The 21,325-nt window shown below is 61.4% G+C and carries 22 protein-coding genes; 18 read left to right on the forward strand and 4 right to left on the reverse strand.

Going from position 1 to position 21,325, the window contains the following annotated elements:
* Nucleotides 1-17: 17 nt before the first annotated feature.
* Together AC0L2D_RS30345 and AC0L2D_RS30350 are read left to right on the forward strand one after the other, a co-directional pair.
* Nucleotides 18-1,148 carry a porin gene (locus AC0L2D_RS30345; protein WP_473543864.1) on the forward strand — a complete coding sequence of 377 codons (1,131 nt, stop codon included), beginning with the start codon at nt 18-20 and terminating at the stop codon, nt 1,146-1,148.
* A 238-nt stretch (nt 1,149-1,386) separates the two neighbouring features.
* The gene (locus AC0L2D_RS30350; RefSeq protein WP_013532598.1) at nt 1,387-2,481 is read left to right on the forward strand and encodes a tyrosine-type recombinase/integrase; all 1,095 of its coding nucleotides are present in this window, start codon (nt 1,387-1,389) and stop codon (nt 2,479-2,481) included.
* Nucleotides 2,482-2,540: 59 nt separating this feature from the next.
* Here AC0L2D_RS30350 and AC0L2D_RS30355 read toward each other — a convergent pair whose 3' ends face one another.
* Nucleotides 2,541-3,440: an alpha/beta fold hydrolase gene (locus tag AC0L2D_RS30355; RefSeq protein ID WP_013532597.1), complete on the reverse strand. Its 900-nt coding sequence runs from the start codon at nt 3,438-3,440 to the stop codon at nt 2,541-2,543.
* A 109-nt stretch (nt 3,441-3,549) separates the two neighbouring features.
* Nucleotides 3,550-5,601: a lytic transglycosylase domain-containing protein gene (locus AC0L2D_RS30360; protein WP_473543867.1), complete on the reverse strand. Its 2,052-nt coding sequence runs from the start codon at nt 5,599-5,601 to the stop codon at nt 3,550-3,552.
* 247 nt (nt 5,602-5,848) lie between these two features.
* Between AC0L2D_RS30360 and dapA the strand changes: the two genes are divergently transcribed.
* From dapA to AC0L2D_RS30375, 3 genes are read left to right on the forward strand one after another with little or no spacing between them, the layout of a single operon-like run.
* Nucleotides 5,849-6,730: a 4-hydroxy-tetrahydrodipicolinate synthase gene (gene dapA / locus AC0L2D_RS30365; protein WP_013532595.1), complete on the forward strand. Its 882-nt coding sequence runs from the start codon at nt 5,849-5,851 to the stop codon at nt 6,728-6,730.
* 25 nt (nt 6,731-6,755) lie between these two features.
* Complete coding sequence (gene smpB / locus AC0L2D_RS30370; RefSeq protein ID WP_013532594.1) at nt 6,756-7,235, forward strand: SsrA-binding protein SmpB; 480 nt, start codon at nt 6,756-6,758, stop codon at nt 7,233-7,235.
* Nucleotides 7,236-7,250: 15 nt separating this feature from the next.
* Nucleotides 7,251-7,961 (forward strand): glycoside hydrolase family 25 protein, encoded by a 711-nt coding sequence (locus AC0L2D_RS30375; protein ID WP_473543870.1) that lies wholly within the window; start codon nt 7,251-7,253, stop codon nt 7,959-7,961.
* Nucleotides 7,962-7,978: 17 nt separating this feature from the next.
* On the opposite strand, the gene AC0L2D_RS30380 is transcribed toward AC0L2D_RS30375, so the two are convergent.
* The gene (locus AC0L2D_RS30380; protein WP_473543872.1) at nt 7,979-8,635 is read right to left on the reverse strand and encodes a uracil-DNA glycosylase; all 657 of its coding nucleotides are present in this window, start codon (nt 8,633-8,635) and stop codon (nt 7,979-7,981) included.
* 11 nt (nt 8,636-8,646) lie between these two features.
* Nucleotides 8,647-9,228, reverse strand: coding sequence for a LabA-like NYN domain-containing protein (locus AC0L2D_RS30385; RefSeq protein WP_010915096.1), 582 nt, complete (start codon nt 9,226-9,228; stop codon nt 8,647-8,649).
* Between the two features lie 323 nt (nt 9,229-9,551).
* Here AC0L2D_RS30385 and rpoZ point away from each other — a divergent pair, with 323 nt between their 5' ends.
* The 13 genes from rpoZ to AC0L2D_RS30450 all read left to right on the forward strand — a co-directional run bounded on the left by rpoZ (nt 9,552) and on the right by AC0L2D_RS30450 (nt 21,297).
* Nucleotides 9,552-9,953 (forward strand): DNA-directed RNA polymerase subunit omega, encoded by a 402-nt coding sequence (gene rpoZ / locus AC0L2D_RS30390; protein WP_013532591.1) that lies wholly within the window; start codon nt 9,552-9,554, stop codon nt 9,951-9,953.
* A gap of 128 nt (nt 9,954-10,081) precedes the next feature.
* On the forward strand, nt 10,082-12,310 hold the full coding sequence (locus tag AC0L2D_RS30395) for a RelA/SpoT family protein (protein WP_013532590.1): 2,229 nt from the start codon (nt 10,082-10,084) through the stop codon (nt 12,308-12,310).
* Between the two features lie 50 nt (nt 12,311-12,360).
* A complete protein-coding gene (gene pyrE, locus AC0L2D_RS30400) occupies nt 12,361-12,939 on the forward strand; it encodes an orotate phosphoribosyltransferase (RefSeq protein ID WP_013532589.1) in 579 nt (192 codons plus the stop codon).
* A 35-nt stretch (nt 12,940-12,974) separates the two neighbouring features.
* Nucleotides 12,975-13,355, forward strand: a complete 381-nt coding sequence (locus AC0L2D_RS30405; protein ID WP_224620996.1) for a VOC family protein — start codon at nt 12,975-12,977, stop codon at nt 13,353-13,355.
* A gap of 252 nt (nt 13,356-13,607) precedes the next feature.
* Nucleotides 13,608-14,207 (forward strand): DUF2062 domain-containing protein, encoded by a 600-nt coding sequence (locus AC0L2D_RS30410; protein WP_013532587.1) that lies wholly within the window; start codon nt 13,608-13,610, stop codon nt 14,205-14,207.
* Nucleotides 14,204-14,617: a holo-ACP synthase gene (gene acpS, locus AC0L2D_RS30415; protein ID WP_024503069.1), complete on the forward strand. Its 414-nt coding sequence runs from the start codon at nt 14,204-14,206 to the stop codon at nt 14,615-14,617. Before AC0L2D_RS30410 ends, acpS begins: the two co-directional genes overlap by 4 nt.
* 78 nt (nt 14,618-14,695) lie before the next feature.
* Complete coding sequence (gene lepB, locus AC0L2D_RS30420) at nt 14,696-15,445, forward strand: signal peptidase I (RefSeq protein ID WP_013532585.1); 750 nt, start codon at nt 14,696-14,698, stop codon at nt 15,443-15,445.
* A complete protein-coding gene (gene rnc, locus AC0L2D_RS30425) occupies nt 15,445-16,200 on the forward strand; it encodes a ribonuclease III (RefSeq protein WP_013532584.1) in 756 nt (251 codons plus the stop codon). Before lepB ends, rnc begins: the two co-directional genes overlap by 1 nt.
* Nucleotides 16,197-17,123, forward strand: coding sequence for a GTPase Era (gene era / locus AC0L2D_RS30430; RefSeq protein ID WP_024503067.1), 927 nt, complete (start codon nt 16,197-16,199; stop codon nt 17,121-17,123). The genes rnc and era overlap by 4 nt, the downstream gene beginning before the upstream one ends.
* A 5-nt stretch (nt 17,124-17,128) precedes the next feature.
* Entirely contained in the window at nt 17,129-18,046 is a 918-nt protein-coding gene (locus tag AC0L2D_RS30435) for an aminoglycoside phosphotransferase family protein (RefSeq protein WP_473543875.1), read from the forward strand.
* 690 nt (nt 18,047-18,736) lie between these two features.
* Complete coding sequence (locus tag AC0L2D_RS30440) at nt 18,737-19,873, forward strand: porin (protein ID WP_473543877.1); 1,137 nt, start codon at nt 18,737-18,739, stop codon at nt 19,871-19,873.
* A gap of 132 nt (nt 19,874-20,005) precedes the next feature.
* On the forward strand, nt 20,006-20,782 hold the full coding sequence (gene recO, locus AC0L2D_RS30445) for a DNA repair protein RecO (protein ID WP_473543879.1): 777 nt from the start codon (nt 20,006-20,008) through the stop codon (nt 20,780-20,782).
* Nucleotides 20,779-21,297 carry a PaaI family thioesterase gene (locus tag AC0L2D_RS30450; RefSeq protein WP_013532579.1) on the forward strand — a complete coding sequence of 173 codons (519 nt, stop codon included), beginning with the start codon at nt 20,779-20,781 and terminating at the stop codon, nt 21,295-21,297. The genes recO and AC0L2D_RS30450 overlap by 4 nt, the downstream gene beginning before the upstream one ends.
* The last annotated feature ends 28 nt before the right edge of the window (nt 21,298-21,325 follow it).

The following is a 21,325-nucleotide window of genomic DNA, read 5'->3' on the forward strand; positions in this document are numbered from 1 at the left end:
TGACTGGAGGTCAGAAAATGAACATTAAGAGCCTTCTCCTCGGCTCCGCTGCGGCCCTGATCGCAGTTTCCGGTGCGCGCGCCGCCGACGCCGTCGTCGTCGCCGAGCCGGAACCCGCTGAATACGTCAAGATTTGCGACGTCTACGGCGCTGGCTACTTCTACATCCCCGGCACCGAGACCTGCCTGCGCATCGGCGGCTATATCCGTTATGACATCGGTGGCGGCGACGTCGGCTCGTTCGATGGTGCAAGAAGCGCAGATCATCAGGACATCGGTGAGAGCAACGACACCTGGCGCAAGAGAGCCCGCTTCACGCTGAAGACCTGGACCGGTCAGGAAACCGAACTCGGCACCTTGAAGACCTACACCGAGACCCGCTTCAACTTCGGCGACGACAACGCCTTCGAGGACGTCAACGCCGCCCACAACCGGGACGTCTCGCTGAACTTCGCCTGGATCCAGCTCGGCGGCCTGCGCGTCGGTAAGGACGAATCGGCCTTCGATACGTTCGTCGGCTACGCCGGCAACGTCATCCAGGATACGCTGGTTCCCTATGGCGGCTTCGACACCAACGTCATCCAGTATTACTTCGATGCTGGCAACGGCTTCTCGGCTGTGGTTTCACTCGAAGAAGGCTATGGCGCCTACACGATCGACAGCTATGTTCCGCATGTCGTCGGCGGTGTGAAGTGGACGCAGGGCTGGGGTGCAATCACCGGCGTTGTTTCGTATGACAGCAACTACGAAGAAGTCGCCACCAAGGTTCGCTTGGACGTGAACGCGACGAACGAGCTGACGCTGTTCATCATGGGCGGTTACGGCACCGACGACAACTACACCGACGCAAGCTTGAATTTCCCTGCTGGTGGTCGCGGCATGTACAAGCAGTGGAGCGGCAATTGGGCACTGTGGGGCGGTGGCACCTACAAGTTCAACGAGAAGACCTCGTTCAACGCTCAGGTGTCATATGACGAGGGCAAGAACCTCGGCATCGCGGCGAACATCGCCTACGACGTCGTTCCTGGCTTCACGGTTACGGCCGAAGTCGATTACCTTAATGTCGGCAACGACACCGTGTCCAACTGGACCCATGCCGACAAGAAGAGCAACATCGGCGGTATCCTCCGCTTCCAGCGCTCGTTCTAAGGGCTGGTTCCTTACAGGTGAAATCCAGCCCGGGCGCGCAAACGCCCGGGCTGTTTTTGTTTCGTGACTGGATCAAGGCAAACGGAAGGATGGGGGTAACGGTAGCTGAATAAATCCGTGGGGTGGTTTCGTGGGATCCGCTGATGGGCGGATGAAATCACAACTGCGTGATTAAAATCTCTTGAAAGGACGCTTCCAAGCGGGTAGGGCTGACCTATCCCACTCGGGGGTGTGGCAAATGATGACGAACGAAGCGATTCAAGAGGGCGAGTCCTCTGATCATTTTTCGATGTTTTCTTCTCAAAGTCCGAAGATTCGATACACCTACAACAAGATTAGAGAAGTAAAATCGCATCGGGTCGGAGATCTTTTTTCAGCATATCGGGACATATTATGGGATGATGGGCGGCATAAGTATAATGTCAGCTCGTTCATCGGCGAAATAGACGAGATTCTCCTTGGTGAGCGTTTCAGCGCCTTTGACCAAAGTACCCTGGACAACCTTATCGGCACCCTGCGCCAGCGCGGCAACAGCAACGCAACCATCAATCGAAAGATGGCTGCCCTCAGCAAACTGCTGCGCAAGGCTCACAAGATGGGAGATATCCACAGCCTGCCCGAGTTCCGCCGCCAGAAGGAGCGGGCGGGTCGGATTCGCTTCCTCGAAAGGGACGAAGAGGCGCGCCTGTTCGCCGCCATCAAGAGCCGCAGCGAGGATGCCTACAGGCTTTCCGTTTTCCTGGTCGACACCGGATGCCGTCTCGGCGAGGCGCTTGGGCTGATCTGGAACGATATCCAGGAGCATCGCGTCTCCTTCTGGATCACCAAATCCGGCCGCAGCCGCACCATTCCGATGACCGAGCGGGTCAAGGAGGTCATCAAGCTGCCTCCCACCGAGGGTCGTCGGCCCAAAGGACCGTTCACCAAGCTCAGCCAGGCACAGTTCCGTGCCATCTGGAACGACGCGAAGGCCGAAGTCGGCCTCGGCGCCGACGATCAGGTGGTGCCGCACATATTGCGCCATACCTGCGCCTCGCGTCTTGTCCAGGGCGGCATCGACATCAGGCGCGTGCAGATGTGGCTCGGCCACCAAACGCTGTCGATGACGATGCGCTACGCGCATCTGGCCACCAACGATCTCGATGGCTGTGTCATCGTGCTGGAAACGCCTCGATCGACTCAGCCGGGCGGCAATTGCGCTGAAGGCCCCATGTTTTCTTCGCCCGTGACGACGCCTTCGTCGCCGACGGCAGAGCGGAAAAAGAGGGACGGGGCAGCCGCCGCCGCTAAGGAGTCGCCGAAAGCGACTCGGAAAAGTTCAAAAGCCAAGTAGGCTGAAGAAACTTGCCTATACTATCATAGCTATCCCGTGACCTTGTTCGGTCATGGGATTTACTTCAGGATATTCTTCCGCTCGGCCTGATCGAGAAAAGCGCCTATGTCGCCCGGTAGGCTGCCGGTCTCGAGGAACGGCGCATGGCCCTGACCCTCGACGGTGATCGTCTCCATCATGGAATGGCGCTCTCTCATCTGCTTGAGCGTGTCTGTGGACAGCAATCTCGAATTAACGCCCCGTATGGTGAGCAGAGGAATCGCGGCCAACGCCTCGAATTGCGGCCATAGGTCAGGCAGCTTCTGCGTCAGATCGAGACTGGCAACGGTATCCACCAGCTTCGGATCGAAATCCGGCACCAGCCCACCATCCGTTTCGCGGTAGAGAGCCCATACCATCCGATCCCAATCGGCGCCGGCAAGAGCGGAGAAGTCTTCGCCATGCACGCTGCGCTGGGCGGCCGCCGCCTGTGTGCGGGTTTTCGGTGCCGGGTCGCGCTCGAGATAAGACTGGATATGGGCAAGTCCGGCCGTCTCGATCATCGGTCCGATGTCGTTGAAAACAATGGCTTTCAGGACGGATGGCCGCATCGTCCCGAGCACATGGATGATCAATCCCCCGCGCGAGGTGCCGATGAAGGCCGCTTCTCCGATGTTCAGCGCCGCCAGCCCGGCGAGAATGTCGCCGGCCTCCACGCCGACATTGTAATTTTTGACGTCGGGATCATAAGCTGACTGCCCGCGCCCGCGGTAGTCGAAGGCGATGACCTTTCGTGGAGTTGCCGCATGCGTCGACAGATAGAGCGCCAGCTCGTGAAAATCCCTGGCATTGCGGGTCAGGCCAGGCAGGCAGACAACCGGCCAGGGTCCGGAATTGGCCTCGCCATAGACGCGCGCATGGAGTTTTAACCCGTCCGGTGCGCTGTAGAAGAAGTCGGAAAAAAGCTGCTCGCTTGCCATCGGAATGTGCGACCTCGCTGTATCAATCTGGACAGCTACAGGCGAGGGCAGGGATGGTCAATAAAAGGCGCTCTTGCCTTCTCCCACAAGTGGAGAAGGACAGAAAGGCTCAACTCCGCCCGTTCACCAGATCCCCGACAATGTCGTATTTGCCGGAAATACGCATCTTGTAGACCTCGTAATTCTCCATCACTCGCTGAACGTAACTTCTTGTTTCCGTGTAGGGAATCCGCTCGATCCAGTCGACGACCGCGTCGATGTCCTTGCCGCGCGGGTCGCCATATCTGCCCACCCACTGCCTGGCCCGGTTGGGGCCGGCATTGTAGCCGGCGAAGGTCAGCACGTAGGAGCCGTTGAAGCGGTCGAGCTGTTCGCCGAGGAAGGCCGAACCAAGCGTCGCGTTGTAGCCGGCATCGGTGGTCAGCCGTGTTTGCGAAAACTGCAGCCCGGCCTTCTTCGCCAATTGCCTTGCGGTTCCCGGCATCAGCTGCAGCAGCCCGCGCGCGCCGGCGCTCGACACGGCGCCGATGTTGAATTCGCTTTCCTGGCGGGCGATCGCATAGGCCAGCGCCTTGCCTGAGCCGGAAATGTCGGCCGAATCGGGAATGACGCCGAGCGGATGCGACAATGCGCCGACATCAATGCCGCGCGCGCCGGCGATCTTGCCGATTTTCAGCGCCATGAAATGGTTCCCTTGCTTTTCGGCAAGGACAGCGAGCAGCGCCAGTTCGCCTGGACTGGTCAACTGCCCGGCAAGGTCGCGATAGAGCGTCTCGGCATAGCGGTCGTAGCCCGCCTCCTGCAGCCGCTTGATGGCGCTGACGGCCTCGCGGCCGGCAAAGTTCTGCCGGTCGGCTGCGCTTGGCGAGGGATAGACGATGTTGAGCGCCTGCCGGCCGACACGTTCGGCGGCAAGCTGGCCGTAGAATGTCGTGCCGTAGGCAGCGGCGCGCGCAAAATAATCCTTGGCGTTGCCCGGGCCGCCGACTTCGGCGGCACGGCCGAGCCAGTAATACGCGCGCGACAGCGTCATCGGCCCTTGGGCAAGGTCGGCGATGCGAGCGAAATGCGTTGCGGCAAGCTTGGGGTCGTTCAGGCCGCGCAACGCGTACCAGCCGGCATGGAATTCGGCGTCGGCCGCATTGGTGGCACTTTCGGCAGCGTGTGTAGCGACGATCTTGTACGCGGCCTTCATGTCGCCCTGGTCGACCAGTTCACGCGACAGCACCCGGCGCTCGACCCACCAGGCATCCGGATCGACCAGAGCTTCGCGATCGGTCGGTGCCTGCATCACAATGGCTGCAGCGCCGGCAAAATCCTCCTGCTTGCGCAAATATTCGGCCTGCGCGAAGAAGTAGCCGGCCGAACGTTGCATTGCCGGCACGGCCTTCAGCAGCTTGGGCGCGTTCTTGTCGCCTTTGTCGGCCGCCGCCCATGCATCGGCGAGCTGCTGGGCGCCGGCGAGGCCGGCGACGCGCAGCGCGGAATTCGCGCGGTCGGCATAGAACATGCGCTCCATGCGAAAGCGGTGGTCCGCGGCCGGGATCAGGCTGCCGAATTCCTTGATCAGCGCCGCCTCGTCCTTGGCCTCCAGGATCGCGGTGCGCCAGAAGGGCGACAGCACGGAACGCGCCGCCTTGGTATTGCTGGACGCCACATAGGCGCGGGCGAGAACCATCACGCCTTCGAATGTCTGCGGCTGGCTGCCATCGAACGCCCTGATGACGATGTCGGGGGCAGGGTTCTCTCGATAGAGCGCGCGCTCGCTGTTCTTGCGCAGGGCTACGGTCCCCGGCCAGTTGGGCAGCATCTTGGCCGCAGCAGTGATATCGTCGCTCGGAACCTTGTCGCCGCCATAAAGCGCGATCGCCCAGGCAAGGATATGCTGGTCGAGCGACTGCGCCGGAAGGGCATCGCGCACGCCACGAGCGCGGAGACTATCACCCCGCGCCAACGCATCCAGTCCGCTTTTCAGAGGGGCGACGTCGGGCAAGGGCGCCTGTCGCGTTCTGTCCTGCAGGTCTGGCAGCGCAATTGCCGCGCCTGGAATCGGAATGGCTGAGGTGACCCGTGCGTCCACGCTGCCGCTGATCGCCATGCCCGGCATCAGCGCGAGCGCGGCGCCAAGCAGCGCGAGAAGGTGAGGCCGACCGCCCGGCATGATCCCTAAATCTTTCCTTGTCCTGGCATTCCACAAGCTGGCGAAGATGCCTCGAAGCCTAGACTTAGGTCGTGAAGAGCCCGTAAACAAAGAGTTAGCGAGGCCGTTCGAATTGCGCTTGCTGGCACCATGGCAATGCTTGCCGCGCAACCATGTCGAGACTATGGTGCGCCGCTTCGCTTTCGGTTAGAAGGCGCGACCACAAACACCGACACAAAACACCAGAAGTGCCAAGGAGTTGGACGATATGCTGAGAGGCTCGCTTACTGCGCTCGTGACACCGTTCGAAAAGAGCGGGCGTTTCGACGAGAAAGCCTTTCGCGCATTCGTCGAATGGCAACTCGCGGAGGGCACGACGGGCCTGGTGCCGGTCGGCACCACCGGCGAGTCGCCGACACTGTCGCATGACGAGCATCGCCAGGTCGTCAAGGTGTGCATCGAGGTGGCCAAGGGACGAGTTCCGGTCGTCGCCGGCGCTGGTTCCAACAACACCGAGGAAGCCGTCGGGCTCGTGCAGTATGCCGAGAAGGCCGGCGCCGATGCCGCCCTGGTCGTCACGCCTTATTATAACAGGCCGACGCAGCGCGGCCTGTATGAGCACTTCGCGGCGGTCGCCAGGGCGACCAAGCTGCCGATCATCATCTACAACATCCCGCCGCGCTCGGTCATCGACATGATGCCGGACACGATGGGCCGGCTCGTGCACGACTTCAAGAACATCGTCGGTGTCAAGGATGCCACCGGCAAGGTCGAACGGGTTTCCGAGCAGCGTGCCACGTGCGGCAAGGATTTCATCCAGCTTTCGGGCGAAGATGCTTCGGCGCTTGGATTCAACGCGCATGGCGGCGTCGGCTGTATTTCGGTGACGTCGAACGTCGCGCCGCGGCTGTGCGCCGAATTCCAGGAGGCAACGCTTGCCGGCGACAGCGCCAAGGCGCTGGATCTGCAGGATCGCCTGCTGCCGCTGCACAAGGCGATCTTCATCGAGCCTGGCGTTTCCGGCGCCAAATACGCGCTGTCGAAGCTAGGCAAGGTCGAAAACGTGCTGCGCTCGCCGCTGGTGACGATCGAACAGTCGACTGCCGACAAGATCGATGCGGCTATGAAGCACGCCGGCTTGATTAATTAGGGATGAGGCGCCACCTCTCCGCATCATGAATCAAGTCAGAAAAGCCGATCCCAACAACAAGACCGTTTCGGAAAACCGCAAGGCGCGGTTTTCCTATGAGGTGCTCGACACGGTCGAGGCCGGTCTGGTGCTGACCGGCACCGAGGTCAAGTCGCTGCGCCAGGGCCAGGCCAATATCCAGGACAGCTATGCCTCGGTCGAAGGCGGCGAGATCTGGCTGATCAATTCCTATCTGCCGGAATATCTGCAGGCCAACCGCTTCAACCACGAGCCCAGGCGGCGCCGCAAGCTGCTGCTCAACAAGCGCGAGATGGCGAAACTGTCGCAAAGCGTCGACCGCGAAGGCATGACGCTTGTGCCGCTAAAGATCTATTTCAACGACCAGGGCCGCGCCAAGCTGCTGCTCGCTGTCGGCCGCGGCAAGAAACTGCACGACAAGCGCGAGAGCGAGAAGCAGCGCGATTGGTCGCGCGAGAAGGGCCGGCTGTTAAAAGAGCGTGGGTAGGCTGGGGCCATTCGCTTGAAGAACCGGATTGTCCTCTTTGGTCTGGCCAGTCTGGTCTTGGTATGTTTCGTCGCAGCAGGCGGCTACATCTATTTCAGGGCATTCTCGCCGGACCGCGACAAATATCCGCTCAGGGGCATCGACGTTTCCCATCATCAGGGCCGGATCGACTGGCCGCGTGTCGCCGCCGACGATGTCGCCTTCGCAGTCATCAAGGCGACCGAAGGCGGCGATCATGTCGACGATGCCTTCGCGAGGAATCTGGAAGAGGCCCGCGCCGCCGGTCTCGCCGTCGGCGCCTATCACTTTTTCACCTTTTGCCGACCTGGCGCCGACCAGGCGAAGAATTTCATCTCGGTTGTGCCGCACGACCAGCCGCTGCTGCCGCCGGTCGTCGACATCGAATTCGGCGGCAACTGCCCGCAGCGGCCGACGCCCGAACAATTGAACGCCGAACTGGCCGCGTTCCTCGCTCCAGTCGAGGCGACGTTCGGCAAGCCTGCGATCGTCTATCTGACCGATGAGGCAGCGCAGACCTATGCAGGGCGCATTGCTGCCCGTCCGCTCTGGCTCCGCTCGTTGCTCCTGGAGCCGGACCGCGACGACTGGGTCTACTGGCAGTACCACAACAGGGGTCGCGTCGACGGCATCAATGGCGATGTCGATATGAACGTGCTGCAGGGTGGGCCGGCGGTGCTGGCTGCACTGTTTGCGCCATCAAGCTGATCCGCTGGCGCCCGACTCTATTTCCGCAGGAACGCCGCTATCTGGCTGAAAACGCTAACGAACATCGCTTCGGTCAGCACACCGGTGTTGGTGTTGTAGCGCGAGCAATGATAGCTCGAAAACAGCGTGATGCTGCCGGCCGGCAGCTGCCCGCCATGCTTGAACGGATAGGCGGCGACACGCGCGCCCAATGCCCGCACCGTCGACTGATGCGCGATCGATCCCAGTGCCAGCACGGCGCGCAGGTTCGGGAACCTGGCGATCGTCGGCACCAGGAATGTCCGGCAGGTGGCAATCTCGGCGCCCACCGGCTTGTTCTCCGGCGGCACGCAGCGCACCGCGTTGGTGATCGCGGTGCCGACCAGCTCCAATCCGTCATCTGGCCGCGCCTTGAACTCTCCGCGCGCAAAACCGTGCGATATCATCGTCGAGTAGAGCAGGTCGCCGGCATAGTCGCCGGTGAACGGGCGGCCCGTTCGATTGGCACCGCGCAGGCCAGGCGCCAGCCCGACGATCAGCAACTGAACCGCCGCGTCACCCTCGGGTGGTAAAAAAGTCGGCACCGGTGCATTGAACCAGGACGGCTCGCGCTGCCGCCACTCGGCGATGAAGTCATGCAGCCTGGGGCAGAGCGGGCAATCGCGGCCGGGTTCGGAGGCGGAAAGCACGGTCAAGGCGACCGGCCTCAATAATCGTCCTCGTCGACTTCGGCCGGCTCGGGCCTGCGCACCGGCCGCTCGGACGGGTCACGGCCAACCTCGTTCTTCAGCGTCGTCAGGTCGATGAAATGGTCGGCCTGGCGGCGCAGATCGTCGGAGATCATCGGCGGCTGCGAGGCCATGGTCGAGACGATCGATACCTTGCGGCCACGCCGCTGCAATGCCTCGACCAATGTGCGGAAATCGCCGTCGCCGGAAAAGATGACGTAGTGGTCGACGACATCGGCGAGTTCCAGCGCATCGACGGTGAGCTCGATGTCCATATTGCCCTTGATCTTGCGGCGGCCGGTCGAGTCGGTGAATTCCTTGGCCGGCTTGGTGACCACCTTGAAGCCATTATAGTCGAGCCAGTCGATCAGCGGACGGATCGAGGAGTATTCCTGATCCTCGACCAGCGCCGTGTAATAATAGGCGCGCAGCAGATAGCCGCGCTTCTGGAAGCTCGACAGAAGCTTGCGGTAGTCGATGTCGAAGCCGAGCGCGCGCGACGTCGCGTAGAGATTGGCGCCGTCGATGAATAGGGCGATTTTTTCACGAGGGTCGAACATGGAAAATATTCCTTCTCGAAATAAACACCCGTCTAAACCAAATGCGATAGCGTTCGGTCAGGCTCATAATAAACCGGCTGACCTCTATGCCATCCGAGATAGCGCCAGTTTCGCGGCAAACCAAGGGCGCGTGCGGCACTGCAAGCAATTGTGATCGGGACACCGAACACATAGCACAGACTGGTTTTGCCAAATCGGGTGTTTGAACCAAGGTTTGGACGCCATGCAACCCAGCCATTGCCATGATGCTTGTATTTTGACGGCGTTCGGGTTATGGACCGCGCCTGTTTTCCATCAAATCCATCGCATGAAAGGGGCAATCCATGGCCCGCGTAACCGTTGAAGATTGCATCGACAAGGTCGACAACCGCTTCGAGCTGGTGCTCCTTGCCGGCCATCGTGCCCGGCAGATCAGCCAGGGCGCGCCGATCACAGTGCCGCGTGACAACGACAAGAATCCGGTTGTGGCGCTGCGCGAGATCGCCGATGAGACGCTGTCGCCCGACGACCTCAAGGAAGATCTGATCCATTCGCTGCAGAAGCATGTCGAGGTCGACGAGCCCGAGGCCGATGGCGAGGCGATTGCCGATCAGACCGGCACCGCCGTTGCCGCCACCGACGCCGACGACGCCGAGGAGAACATCACCTTCGACCGGATGACCGAGGAAGACCTCCTGGCCGGCATCGAGGGCCTGGTGCCGCCGGAAAAGAGCGACGACTACTAAGCCAGCGTTCTGGACCTGCCTGGAATACGTTTCCGGCACTTCCGTCCAGTCAGTTTCGTGGCTATCTATGGGATGCGCCGTACGCTAGTGCGGCGCATCAATCATTTCAGCACCGCGAGATTCCGCCCATGATGCGTCAGTATGAGCTTGTCGAGCGCGTCCAGCGCTACAAGCCTGACGTCAACGAGGCGTTGCTCAACAAGGCCTATGTCTATGCCATGCAGAAGCATGGCCACCAGAAGCGCGCTTCCGGCGATCCGTATTTCTCGCATCCGCTCGAAGTCGCCGCCATCCTCACCGAAATGCATATGGACGAGGCGACAATCGCGGTCGCCCTGCTGCACGACACCATCGAGGACACGACCGCCACGCGGGCCGAGATCGACGATCTGTTCGGCCCCGAAATGGGCAAGCTGGTCGAGGGCCTGACCAAGTTGAAGAAGCTCGATCTGGTCTCGAAGAAGGCCGAGCAGGCGGAAAACCTGAGAAAGCTTCTGCTGGCGATTTCGGAAGATGTCCGCGTGCTGCTGGTCAAGCTCGCCGATCGTTTGCACAATATGCGCACCCTCGACCACATGCCGGAGGCCAAGCGCCTGCGCATCGCCGAGGAGACGATGGATATCTACGCACCGCTGGCCGGGCGCATGGGCATGCAAGGCATGCGTGAAGAGCTGGAGGAGATCGCCTTCCGCTTCATTAATCCTGAAGCCTATCGCGCCGTCACCGCACGGCTTGCCGAAATCTTCGAACGCAACAAGGGCGTGCTGACGGACATCGAAAAGGCACTGTCCACGCTGTTCGAGAAGCATGCGATCAACGCCAGCGTAAAGAGCCGGCAGAAGAAGCCGTGGTCGGTGTTCCGCAAGATGGAGGCCAAGGCGCTGTCCTTCGAGCAGCTCTCTGACATCTTCGGCTTTCGCGTCGTCGTCGACACGGTCGAGGACTGCTACCGGGCGCTTGGCGCCATCCACACCGCGTGGTCGATGGTGCCGGGCCGCTTCAAGGACTACATCTCGACGCCGAAACAGAACGACTACCGCTCGATCCACACCACCATTGTCGGCCCGTCGCGCCAGCGTGTCGAGCTGCAGATCCGCACCCGAGAGATGAACAAGATCGCCGAATACGGCGTCGCCGCTCATTCGATCTACAAGGATACCGGCGGCAAGACGAATGGCGCCGCCCACGCGATTTCAAAGGAAACCAACGCCTACGCCTGGCTGCGCCGCACCATCGAGCAGCTTGCCGAAGGCGACAACCCTGAGGATTTCCTCGAAAATACCAAGCTGGAACTGTTCCAGGACCAGGTGTTCTGCTTCACCCCGAAAGGCATGTTGATTGCGCTGCCGCGCGGCGCGACACCGATCGACTTCGCCTATGCGGTGCACACCGATGTCGGCGACACCTGCGTTGGTGCCAAGGTCAACGGCCGCATCATGCCGCTGATGACGGAACTGAAGAACGGCGACGAGGTCGAGATCATCCGCTCCAAGGCGCAGGTGCCGCCGGCGGCGTGGGAATCGGTCGTCGTCACCGGCAAGGCGCGCTCGGCCATCCGCCGTGCCACCAAGAACGCCATCCGCAAGCAATATTCGGGTCTTGGCATCCGCATCCTGGAACGCGCCTTCGAGCGTGCCGGCAAGACCTTCACCAAGGAGAGCCTGAAGCAGGTGCTGCACAGGTTGGCGCGCAAGGACATCGAGGATGTGCTGGCCTCTGTCGGGCGTGGCGAGCTCGCCTCCACTGATGTCATGAAGGCGGTATTCCCTGACTACAAGGACGAGCGTGTCACCACGGCCGTTCCCAAGCCGCGCGAGGAGGGCTGGTCGAAGATCCGCAATGCCGCCGGCATGCTGTTCCAGATTCCGGGTCGTGCCGCGCGCAAGGACAAGGACCAGCCACGCGATGGAGCCGTGCCGATCCGCGGCGTGCGCGGCGATCTGCCGGTGCGCTTCGCGCCGGAAGGGGCAGTGCCTGGCGATCGCATCGTCGGCATCGTCCAGCCGGGCACCGGCATCACTATCTATCCGATCCAGTCGCCAGCGCTGCAGGCGTTCGATGACCAGCCCGAGCGCTGGATCGACGTGCGCTGGGACATCGATGAGCGCACCAAGGAACGCTTTCCGGCGCGCGTATCGGTCACCGCCATCAACGCGCCGGGGTCACTCGCCGATATAGCGCAGGTGGTTGCCTCGAACGACGCCAACATCCATACGCTGTCGATGGTGCGCACTGCGCCCGACTTCACCGAAATGCTGATCGATCTCGAAGTCTGGGATCTCAAGCACCTCAACCGGCTGCTATCGCAGCTCAAGGACAATTCGAGCGTCAGCGACGCAAGACGCGTCAATGGCTAGACCATGCTCCGGTTTCGGACAACGTCATGGTCAATCAAAAAGAGGCAGACATGAACACCGATGAAGTGCTGGGCATTTTCCGCGAGGCGGGTGCTGTTCTGGAAGGGCATTTCATTTTGACCTCGGGCCTGCGCAGTCCGGTCTTCCTGCAGAAGGCGCGCGTGTTCATGCATGCCGACAAGACCGAGCTTCTGTGCAAGGCGCTGGCGGAGAAGATCCGCGCAGGCGTGCCCGGCAAGATCGACTATGTCGTCGGCCCGGCGATCGGCGGGCTGATCCCGGCCTATGAGACCTCACGTCATCTCGGCGTGCCGGCGATCTGGGTCGAGCGGGAAGGGGGCGAGTTCCGCTTGCGCCGCTTCGAGATCGCCAGGGGTTCGCGTGTCGTCATCGTCGAGGACATCGTCACCACCGGCCTGTCGATCCGAGAGACCATCGAGTGCCTGCGCGAGCTTGGCGCCGAGGTGGTTGCCGCGGCCTGCATCATCGACCGTTCGGCCGGCAAGACTGATGTCGGCGTGCCGCTCATCGCGCTTGCCGAGTATGAGGTCCCGGCCTATCCGGCCGACCGGCTGCCGCCGGAGCTTGCCGCCATCCCGGCGATCAAGCCCGGCAGCCGCAACATCTGACGGGGCATGCCGACATGCGTGAAGACGAATTGGAAATGATCGCCGGCATCGATCATTTCGTGCTGACGGTCGCATCGCTGGAAGTGACCTGTGAGTTTTACCAGCGCGTGCTGGGTTTTGAGCGCATCGACGCGGCCGATCGACCGACGGCGCTGGCTTTCGGTATCCATAAGATCAATGTGCATGAGGTCGGCCGGACTTTCGAGCCAAAGGCGAAGTCGCCGACATCAGGATCAGGTGATTTCTGCCTGATCACCGAGCGGCCACTGGATGAAGTCCGTGCGCGGCTCGCGGCCAATGGTGTGGTGGTGGAACTCGGCCCGGTTGAACGTGTCGGGGCCCGAGGTCCAATGATGTCGGTCTATTTCCGCGACCCGGACGGCAATCTGGTCGAGGTCAGCGAATACCTGCCGTAGCCGCTGGCGGCGCTGTGCCTTTCGGCGATGCGACTGCCGTTCCTTAAATTTGCCGCGATTGTCCAATGTTCGAAGCAAGACCTGCCGCCCCGAAGGGCGGCGACAAGCGCGGCACAAAAGGTGTTTGGTTGTTCTTGCGCCAGCGCGTTGTTATATAAGCTGCCGATTGCCATAGGGTGATCGTCAAGCGCAAGATGTGGCTGCCACGCCCGGCTGAAGGTGCCGTTGCGGGCGCTGTGGAACGGGAACAGAGTGCTATTTCGACGCCGCAAGCCTGATGGCCTTTATGAGCGGGTGCGTACCTATCTTTGGCCGCGCCGCTCGTTTTCGCGCTCGCTTCAGTATTTTTCCAAGCGCATCCTGCGGCTGAAGGCCACACCGCATGCGGTGGCGGCCGGCGTTGCGGCCGGTGTCTTCGCTTCATTCTTCCCCGTCGGTTTCCATTTCATCATCGCTGCCATCCTGTGCTGGGTGATCGCCGGAAATCTGGTGGCGGCGGCGCTTGGCGCGGTTTTTTTCGGCAACCCGCTGACCTTCCCGTTGCTATGGGGCGCGTCGTGGGAAACGGGCAAGCTCATCCTGCATGACCGTTTGCCGACACATGGGCCGCCGGCGCATCTGGGCGAGATGTTGCACAACCTCTCCTTCGCGCAATTGTGGAAACCGGTCCTTGAACCGATGCTGATCGGTGCGGTTCCGCTCGGCTTGATCTTCGGGCTGCTGTTCTACGCCATCACGCGCTGGGGTATGAACGCTTTCCGCGAACAGCGGCGCAAACGCCTGGCCGAGCGCGCAAGCCGGCATGCGCAATCGTCCCATCCCGGCGCAAGCATCGGTTCCACTGCGCGATGATCATCGGCATCGGCAGCGACCTGATCGACATCAGACGCATCGAGAAATCGCTGGAGCGTCACGGCCAGCGCTTCGTCCAGAGAATCTACACCGACATCGAACAGGCGCGTTCGGACAATCGACGCGCCCGCGCGGCCTCCTATGCCAAGCGTTTCGCCGCCAAGGAGGCCTGCGCCAAGGCGCTGGGCACCGGACTGGCGCAGGGCGTGTTCTGGCGCGACATGGGTGTCGTCAACCTGCCCAGTGGCGCGCCGACCATGGCGTTGACGGGAGGAGCGCAGGCCAGGCTGGACAAAATCCTGCCAAAGGGCCATCGGGCGGCAATCCACCTCACCATCACGGATGATTTCCCGCTCGCTCAAGCCTTTGTGATCATCGAGGCGCTGCCCGTCGAAGAAGCGCCACATTGATTGCCTCTGACGACCGGCATTGACGTTGCCCAGCGCGCGCCGAGACTCTATACCATCCAACGCACAATCGAGGACGACATGAGCGTGGCTGAAAAATCCGAGAAGAAATCCGGCGGGCTTGGCGAGACCGTCAGCGTCATCGTCCAGGCGCTTTTGCTCGCCCTGGTCATCCGCACGCTGCTGTTCCAGCCTTTTTCGATCCCATCGGGATCAATGCGGCCGACGCTTTTGGAAGGCGACTATCTGTTCGTCACCAAATGGTCCTATGGCTATTCGCGCTATTCGCTGCCTTTCGGACCCGATATTTTTTCGGGCCGCATCTGGGGCTCCGAGCCGAAGCGCGGCGACGTGGCGGTTTTCAAGTTCCCGCCTGATCCGTCCGTCGACTACATCAAGCGCGTGGTCGGCCTGCCGGGTGACAAGATCCAGGTCAAGGACGGCCAGCTGTTCATCAACGGCGTCGGCGTGCCGCGCGTGAAAACAGGGCAGATCGACAATCCCGACATCACCGAGGAATCGCGCCCGATCGATGTCTATCGCGAAACCCTGCCCAACGGCGTCAGCTACGACACGCTTGACCTGAATTCGAACTCGATCGGCGACAACACCCGCGAATTCGACGTGCCGCCCGGCCACTATTTCATGATGGGCGACAACCGGGACAATTCCGCCGACAGCCGTTTCACTGTCGGCTACGTTCCCGCGGAAAATCTGGTTGGCCGCGCCAACCTTGTCTTCTTCTCGATCGCCGGCAAGGCGAGCCCTCTCGAAATCTGGAAATGGCCGTCGCTGATGCGCGCTTCGCGCCTGTTTCACTTCGTCAATTGATGGCTTTGAAGCGCCCGACAGGCGAAACACTGGCCGGTTTGGTGAAGGCCAAGACCGGTTACGTCTTCAAGGATATCCGTTTGCTCGAGACCGCCTTGACGCATTCCAGTGCGGTCAAGGCGGCCACCAACAACCAGCGTCTTGAATTTCTTGGCGACCGCGTGCTCGGGCTTGTCGTCGCCGATATGCTTTTCGAAAAATTTCCCGATGCGCCGGAAGGTGAAATCGCGCCGCGCTTCAATGCGCTGGTCGATGCGCGGACCTGCTCCGAAATCGGCATCGAAATGCAGCTGGAGGATCTGGTCCGCGCCGATTCTGCCTTGAAGATGCGGTCGCGTGGCTCGGGCGGAAACTATCTGGCGGATGCGGTCGAAGCGCTGATTGCGGCGGTTTACGTCGACGGTGGCATCGAGGCCGCGCGGCGGTTCGTCCTGCGCTACTGGGAACCGCGCTCGCATACGGTGATCGCAAAGCCGCTCAATCCGAAATCCGATCTGCAGGAATGGATTGCCAAGACCAGCGATATCAGACCCGAATATGTGATCGACAAGCGCGAGGGACCCGACCATCAGCCGGTCTTCACTGTATCCTTGCAGGTCCGCGGCTTTGCGCCGATAAGCGGCACCGGCGGCTCGCGCAGGGCGGCCGAAGAAGCGGCGGCTTCGGCATTTCTTGTGCGCGAAGGCGTCTGGGCCGCCGCATCGGCCCAAAAATCGGGGGGCTCGCGGCCCTCCAGTGAAGGGAGCGCGGCATGACCGCTACCGAAGAGCCGGCGACCACAGCCGCCGCCACGCATTCCGGCTTTGTCGCGCTGATCGGCGCGCCCAATGCGGGCAAGTCGACCTTGGTCAACCAATTGGTCGGCGCCAAGGTGTCGATTGTCACCCACAAGGTGCAGACGACCCGCGCCATCGTGCGCGGCATCGCCACGCATGACAATGCGCAAATCGTTTTCGTCGATACGCCCGGCATCTTCAAGCCGAAGCGGAGGCTCGACACGGCGATGGTGACCACCGCCTGGGGCGGCGCCAAGGACGCCGATATCGTACTGCTTCTGATCGACGCCGAGCGCGGCATCAGGGGCGACGCCGACGCCATCCTCGAACGGCTGAAGGATGTGCGCCAGCCGATGGTGCTGATCCTCAACAAGGTCGACCGCGTCAAGCACGAAGCGCTGCTGGCTCTGTCGGCGGCAGCGAACGAAAGGGTGCCGTTCAAGCGCACCTTCATGGTGTCGGCGCTGACCGGTTCCGGCTGCAAGGACGTGCTCGATTATCTGGCCGAGTCTCTGCCGGTCGGTCCCTGGTACTATCCGGAAGACCAGATCTCGGACCTGCCGATGCGCCAGCTCGCGGCCGAGATCACGCGCGAGAAGCTTTATCTCAGGCTGCATCAGGAATTGCCCTATTCCTCGCATATCGAGACCGAGAAATGGGAAGAGAAGCCGGACGGCTCGGTGCGCATCGACCAGACCATCTATGTCGAGCGCGACAGCCAGAAGAAGATCGTTCTCGGCCACAAGGGCGAGACCATCCGCGCCATCGGCCAGGCGGCGCGCATGGAGATAGCAGGCATCCTCGAACAGAAGGTGCACCTGTTCCTGTTCGTCAAGGTGCGCGAGAACTGGGGCGACGACCCCGAGCGCTACCGCGAAATGGGGCTCGAGTTTCCGCGCTAGGCTCGATGGTCAGCAAGCCGAACATCGACATAACGCTTGTCAGCCGATTGATCGCCAAGCAATTTCCCAAGTGGAAGGATCTTCCGGTCAGGCCGGTTGCATCAGGCGGATGGGACAACAGGACCTTTCATCTGGGCGGCGAGATGACCGTGCGACTGCCAAGCGCCGCGGCCTATTCCCTGCAGGTGGAAAAGGAGCATCGCTGGCTGCCGAGGCTCGCACCTCTGCTGCCGCTGCCGATCCCGGTGCCGCTGGCGATGGGAGTTCCGGCCGAAAGCTATCCCTGGCACTGGTCCGTCTACCGCTGGATCGAAGGCGAGACGGCAGAGCGCGAGCGGATTGCCAGCCTGCCGCAATTTGCGACCGACCTGGCCGCGTTCCTGGTCGCCCTTCAGCGTATCGATGCCACCGGTGGACCGGCGCCGGGACAGCACAATTTATTTCGCGGCGGAGCACTCAGCGTCTACGATGGCGAGGCCCGGCAAGCGATTGCCGCCCTCGAAGGCAAGATCGACACGGCCGCAGCCAGTGCGGTGTGGGAGGCAGCACTTGCCGCACAATGGCACGGTGCGCCGGTCTGGTTCCACGGTGACGTCAGTTGGGGAAACCTGTTGGTCAGGCAAGGCCGATTGAGCGCGGTGATCGACTTCGGAACCTCCGGCGTCGGCGATCCCGCCTGCGATCTGGCGATTGCGTGGACGCTGTTTGAAGGCAAAAGCCGGGAGGCGTTTCGTGCCGGCCTTCCGGCCGACGGGGCGATGTGGGCGCGCGGTCGTGGCTGGACGCTTTGGAAGGCGCTGATCACGGTCGCTGGACAGATCGACGCCAACCCTGTTGAGGTTGAGAAATCCTGTCACGCAATCGATGAAGTCCTTGCCGACCGCGCGCGCGAGCGTGAAGCGCCGAACGATAAGCCGCTCTAGCCAACCAAAACCCAGTCCCGTCGCCAAACATCCGCCGTCGCATGGCGCGACCAGGGACATTCCGACCGACGCATGCTTCCCGGGAGTGCCAATCCGCCTGATCGAGGCGGACGACCACGTCGCCCGTGTCGCCAAGGTCGACTGAGAGGCGTCACGGAGGAATCGTTTTTGAACGGTTGGCTGCTGTCACAATCGGGGACGCCACAGCGCTCCAGGGTTTCGATCGTCTTGGAAGAAGCAGACAGGAAGCGTCATCCCGCTTTTCGCCTCGGCATCAGAGTGAGATTGGCGAATGGGCGTCACCTGGCGATAGAGGGGTCGGCAAGATTCAGGTCGATGTCGGCGAAAACCAGGTAGATATTCCACATTGTGCGGTATTTTTAGAAATATAAAACGTTGAATTATATTTAGCCGCGAAAGTATACCGTATATATATTCAATATGTAACGTTGTGCCACTTGTGCCATTCGCCGTCACGCAAAGTGTTATTTGTGCAACACAGCATTAATCTGTTCACGGAATTGGCATTATTTCGGAAATCGTCATTGAAGGCAGATGATCGATGGGTATGTTCGCCGCTGAAAAGGGCGAGCGGTGTGAGCCTTTTTCGTTGTGGGGGTGAGGCGGGAAAACATTGCCGCCAGCCACAAATCCGAAGCCATTTATAACTATGACTGGAGAGGTCAGAAAATGAACATCAAGAGCCTCCTTCTCGGCTCAGCCGCGGCCCTGATCGCGGTCAGCGGCGCGCGCGCCGCCGACGCTGTCGTCGTCGCCGAACCGGAACCGGCCGAATACGTCAAGATTTGCGACGTCTACGGCGCCGGCTACTTCTATATTCCGGGCACCGAGACCTGCCTGCGCATCGGCGGTTATCTCCGCTACGACATGGGCGTCGGCGATTCCGGCTCGCTCGATGGCGCCAACAACGTTGCCGATCACATGGACGGCGATAGGCACGACACCTATTACAAGAACATGCGCTTCACGCTGAGGACTTATACCGGCCAGGAAACCGAACTCGGCACGTTGAAGACCTTTACCGAAACTCGCTTCCAGTTCGGCAACTCCTCCGGCGACTATACAGGCGACGGCACCGGCTGGCAGGCCGGCAACAAGACCACCACCCTCAATTTCGCCTGGATCCAGCTCGGTGGTCTGCGCGTCGGTAAGGATGAAACGGTATACGACCAGTTCATCGGTTATGCCGGCAATGTCATCCAGGACACGCTCATCCCGTATGGTGTCAAGGATACCAATCTCATCAGCTATTACTTCGACGCTGGCAGCGGCTTCACGGGCGTGGTCTCGCTTGAGGAAGGCACCGCCGCCAACACCATCGACAGCTATGTTCCGCATGTCGTCGGCGGCTTGAAGTACAAGGGCGACTGGGGTGCGATCACTGGCGTCGTGGCCTATGACAGCAACTATGAGGAAGTGGCCGGCAAGGTCCGTTTGGACGTCAACGTCAGCAAGGAACTGACGCTGTTCGTCATGGGCGGCTACGGCACCAACGACAACATCAACGACTTCGGCACAGGCCGTACCCAATACAAGCCGTGGGGCGGTAACTGGGCAGTCTGGGGTGGCGGCACCTACAAGTTCAACGAGAAGACCTCGTTCAACGCCCAGATTTCCTATGACGACTGGAAGAACCTCGGCGTCGCTGCCAACGTTGCCTATACCATTGTGCCCGGCTTTACGGTCACGACTGAAGTCGATTACCTCAATGCAGGAAAATTCGACGACTTCGACTTCAACAACTGGACCAAGGCCGACAAGAAGAGCAGCGTCGGCGGCATCGTCCGCTTCCAGCGCAATTTCTAGCAGATCGACTGACCTCACCAGCCCGCCCGCAGCACATCGCTGCGGGCGGTTTTTTATGCATTGGTGTGAGAGTTACCCAGGAGCCAAGCCCATACCTTGATTTCGCCACCCGATCGGTGAAAAGCTCCTGAAATGGAATGGCGCGACGAGGGAATCATTCTCGGCACCCGCAAGCATGGCGAAACCAGCGCCATTCTCGAGGTGCTGACGCGAGCGCATGGCCGTCATCTCGGCCTTGTTCGCGGCGGCCGTTCGCGCAAACAGCAGCCCGTCCTCCAGCCCGGCAATCGCGTCGACCTGTTGTGGCGTGCGCGCCTTGATGAACATCTCGGCACGTTCCAGGCCGAAGCGATCGAGATGAATGCTGCCCGGTTGATGGACAGCGCCGTCGCCGTCTACGGCTTGCAGACCATGGCCGCGCATCTGCGCCTGCTGCCCGAGCGCGACGCGCATGAAGGTCTCTACGAAACGCTTGCCGTGATGATCGTCCATCTCGACGACGCCGACGTTGCCGGAGAACTGGTGGCGCGCTTCGAGCTTCTGGTGCTGGACGAACTCGGCTTCGGCCTCGATCTCAGTCGATGTGCCGCCACCGGCACGCGACAGGACCTGGCCTATGTCTCGCCGAAGTCGGGACGCGCGGTATCGCGCGAAGCCGGTTTGCCATGGCGCGACAAGATGCTGGCTCTGCCGGCTTTCCTGCAGCGCGGCTCCGGCCTGCGCGCCGATGCGGCTGATGTCGAGGACGCCTTCCGGCTCACCGGCTTCTTTTTCACCCGGCACGTCTATGAGCCGCGCGGCATCGAGCCGCCGGACGCTCGTACCGGCTTCCTCGCCGCCTTGCGCAAACATCACGCGCGCGGCAAGGCCATAGCTGGCGAGGACGCAACCAGAGAAATCATCACATGAGCGAGGTCGAACTTTATCCTGGCCGGGTCTCACCGCTCGGGCTCGGCACCATTCCGCACGCCGATATCCTGAAATACACCGGTCTGGAATTGCTGCAGCGCATCGTTGACGGCAAGTATCCGGCGCCGCCGATTTCCTTTCAGCTGAATTTCACTCTCACCGAAGTCTCGGAAGGGCGCGCTGTCTTTCGTGGCATGCCGAGCGAGCGCCATCTCAACCCGCTGGGCAGCGTGCATGGCGGCTGGGCGGCGACGCTGCTCGATTCGGCACTGGCCTGTGCCGTGCAGACGCTGCTCGAAAAGGGCGAGGCCTATACGACGGCGGAGTTCAAGGTGAATTTGACGCGTCCCATCACGCCGAAGACCGGCGAGGTGGTCTGCGAGGGCAGGGTTGTTCACAAGGGCCGCACGTTGGCGGTGTCGGAAGCGACGCTGAAGGATGGCGGCGGCAAGCTGCTGGCTTTCGGCACCGAAACATGCTCGATCTTTCCGGCCGCCAATCTGGCGGCGCGCTGAGTTTTCTGGCCGCTTGGCCGCCGCATTT

Source organism: Mesorhizobium sp. WSM4833, from assembly GCF_055811095.1.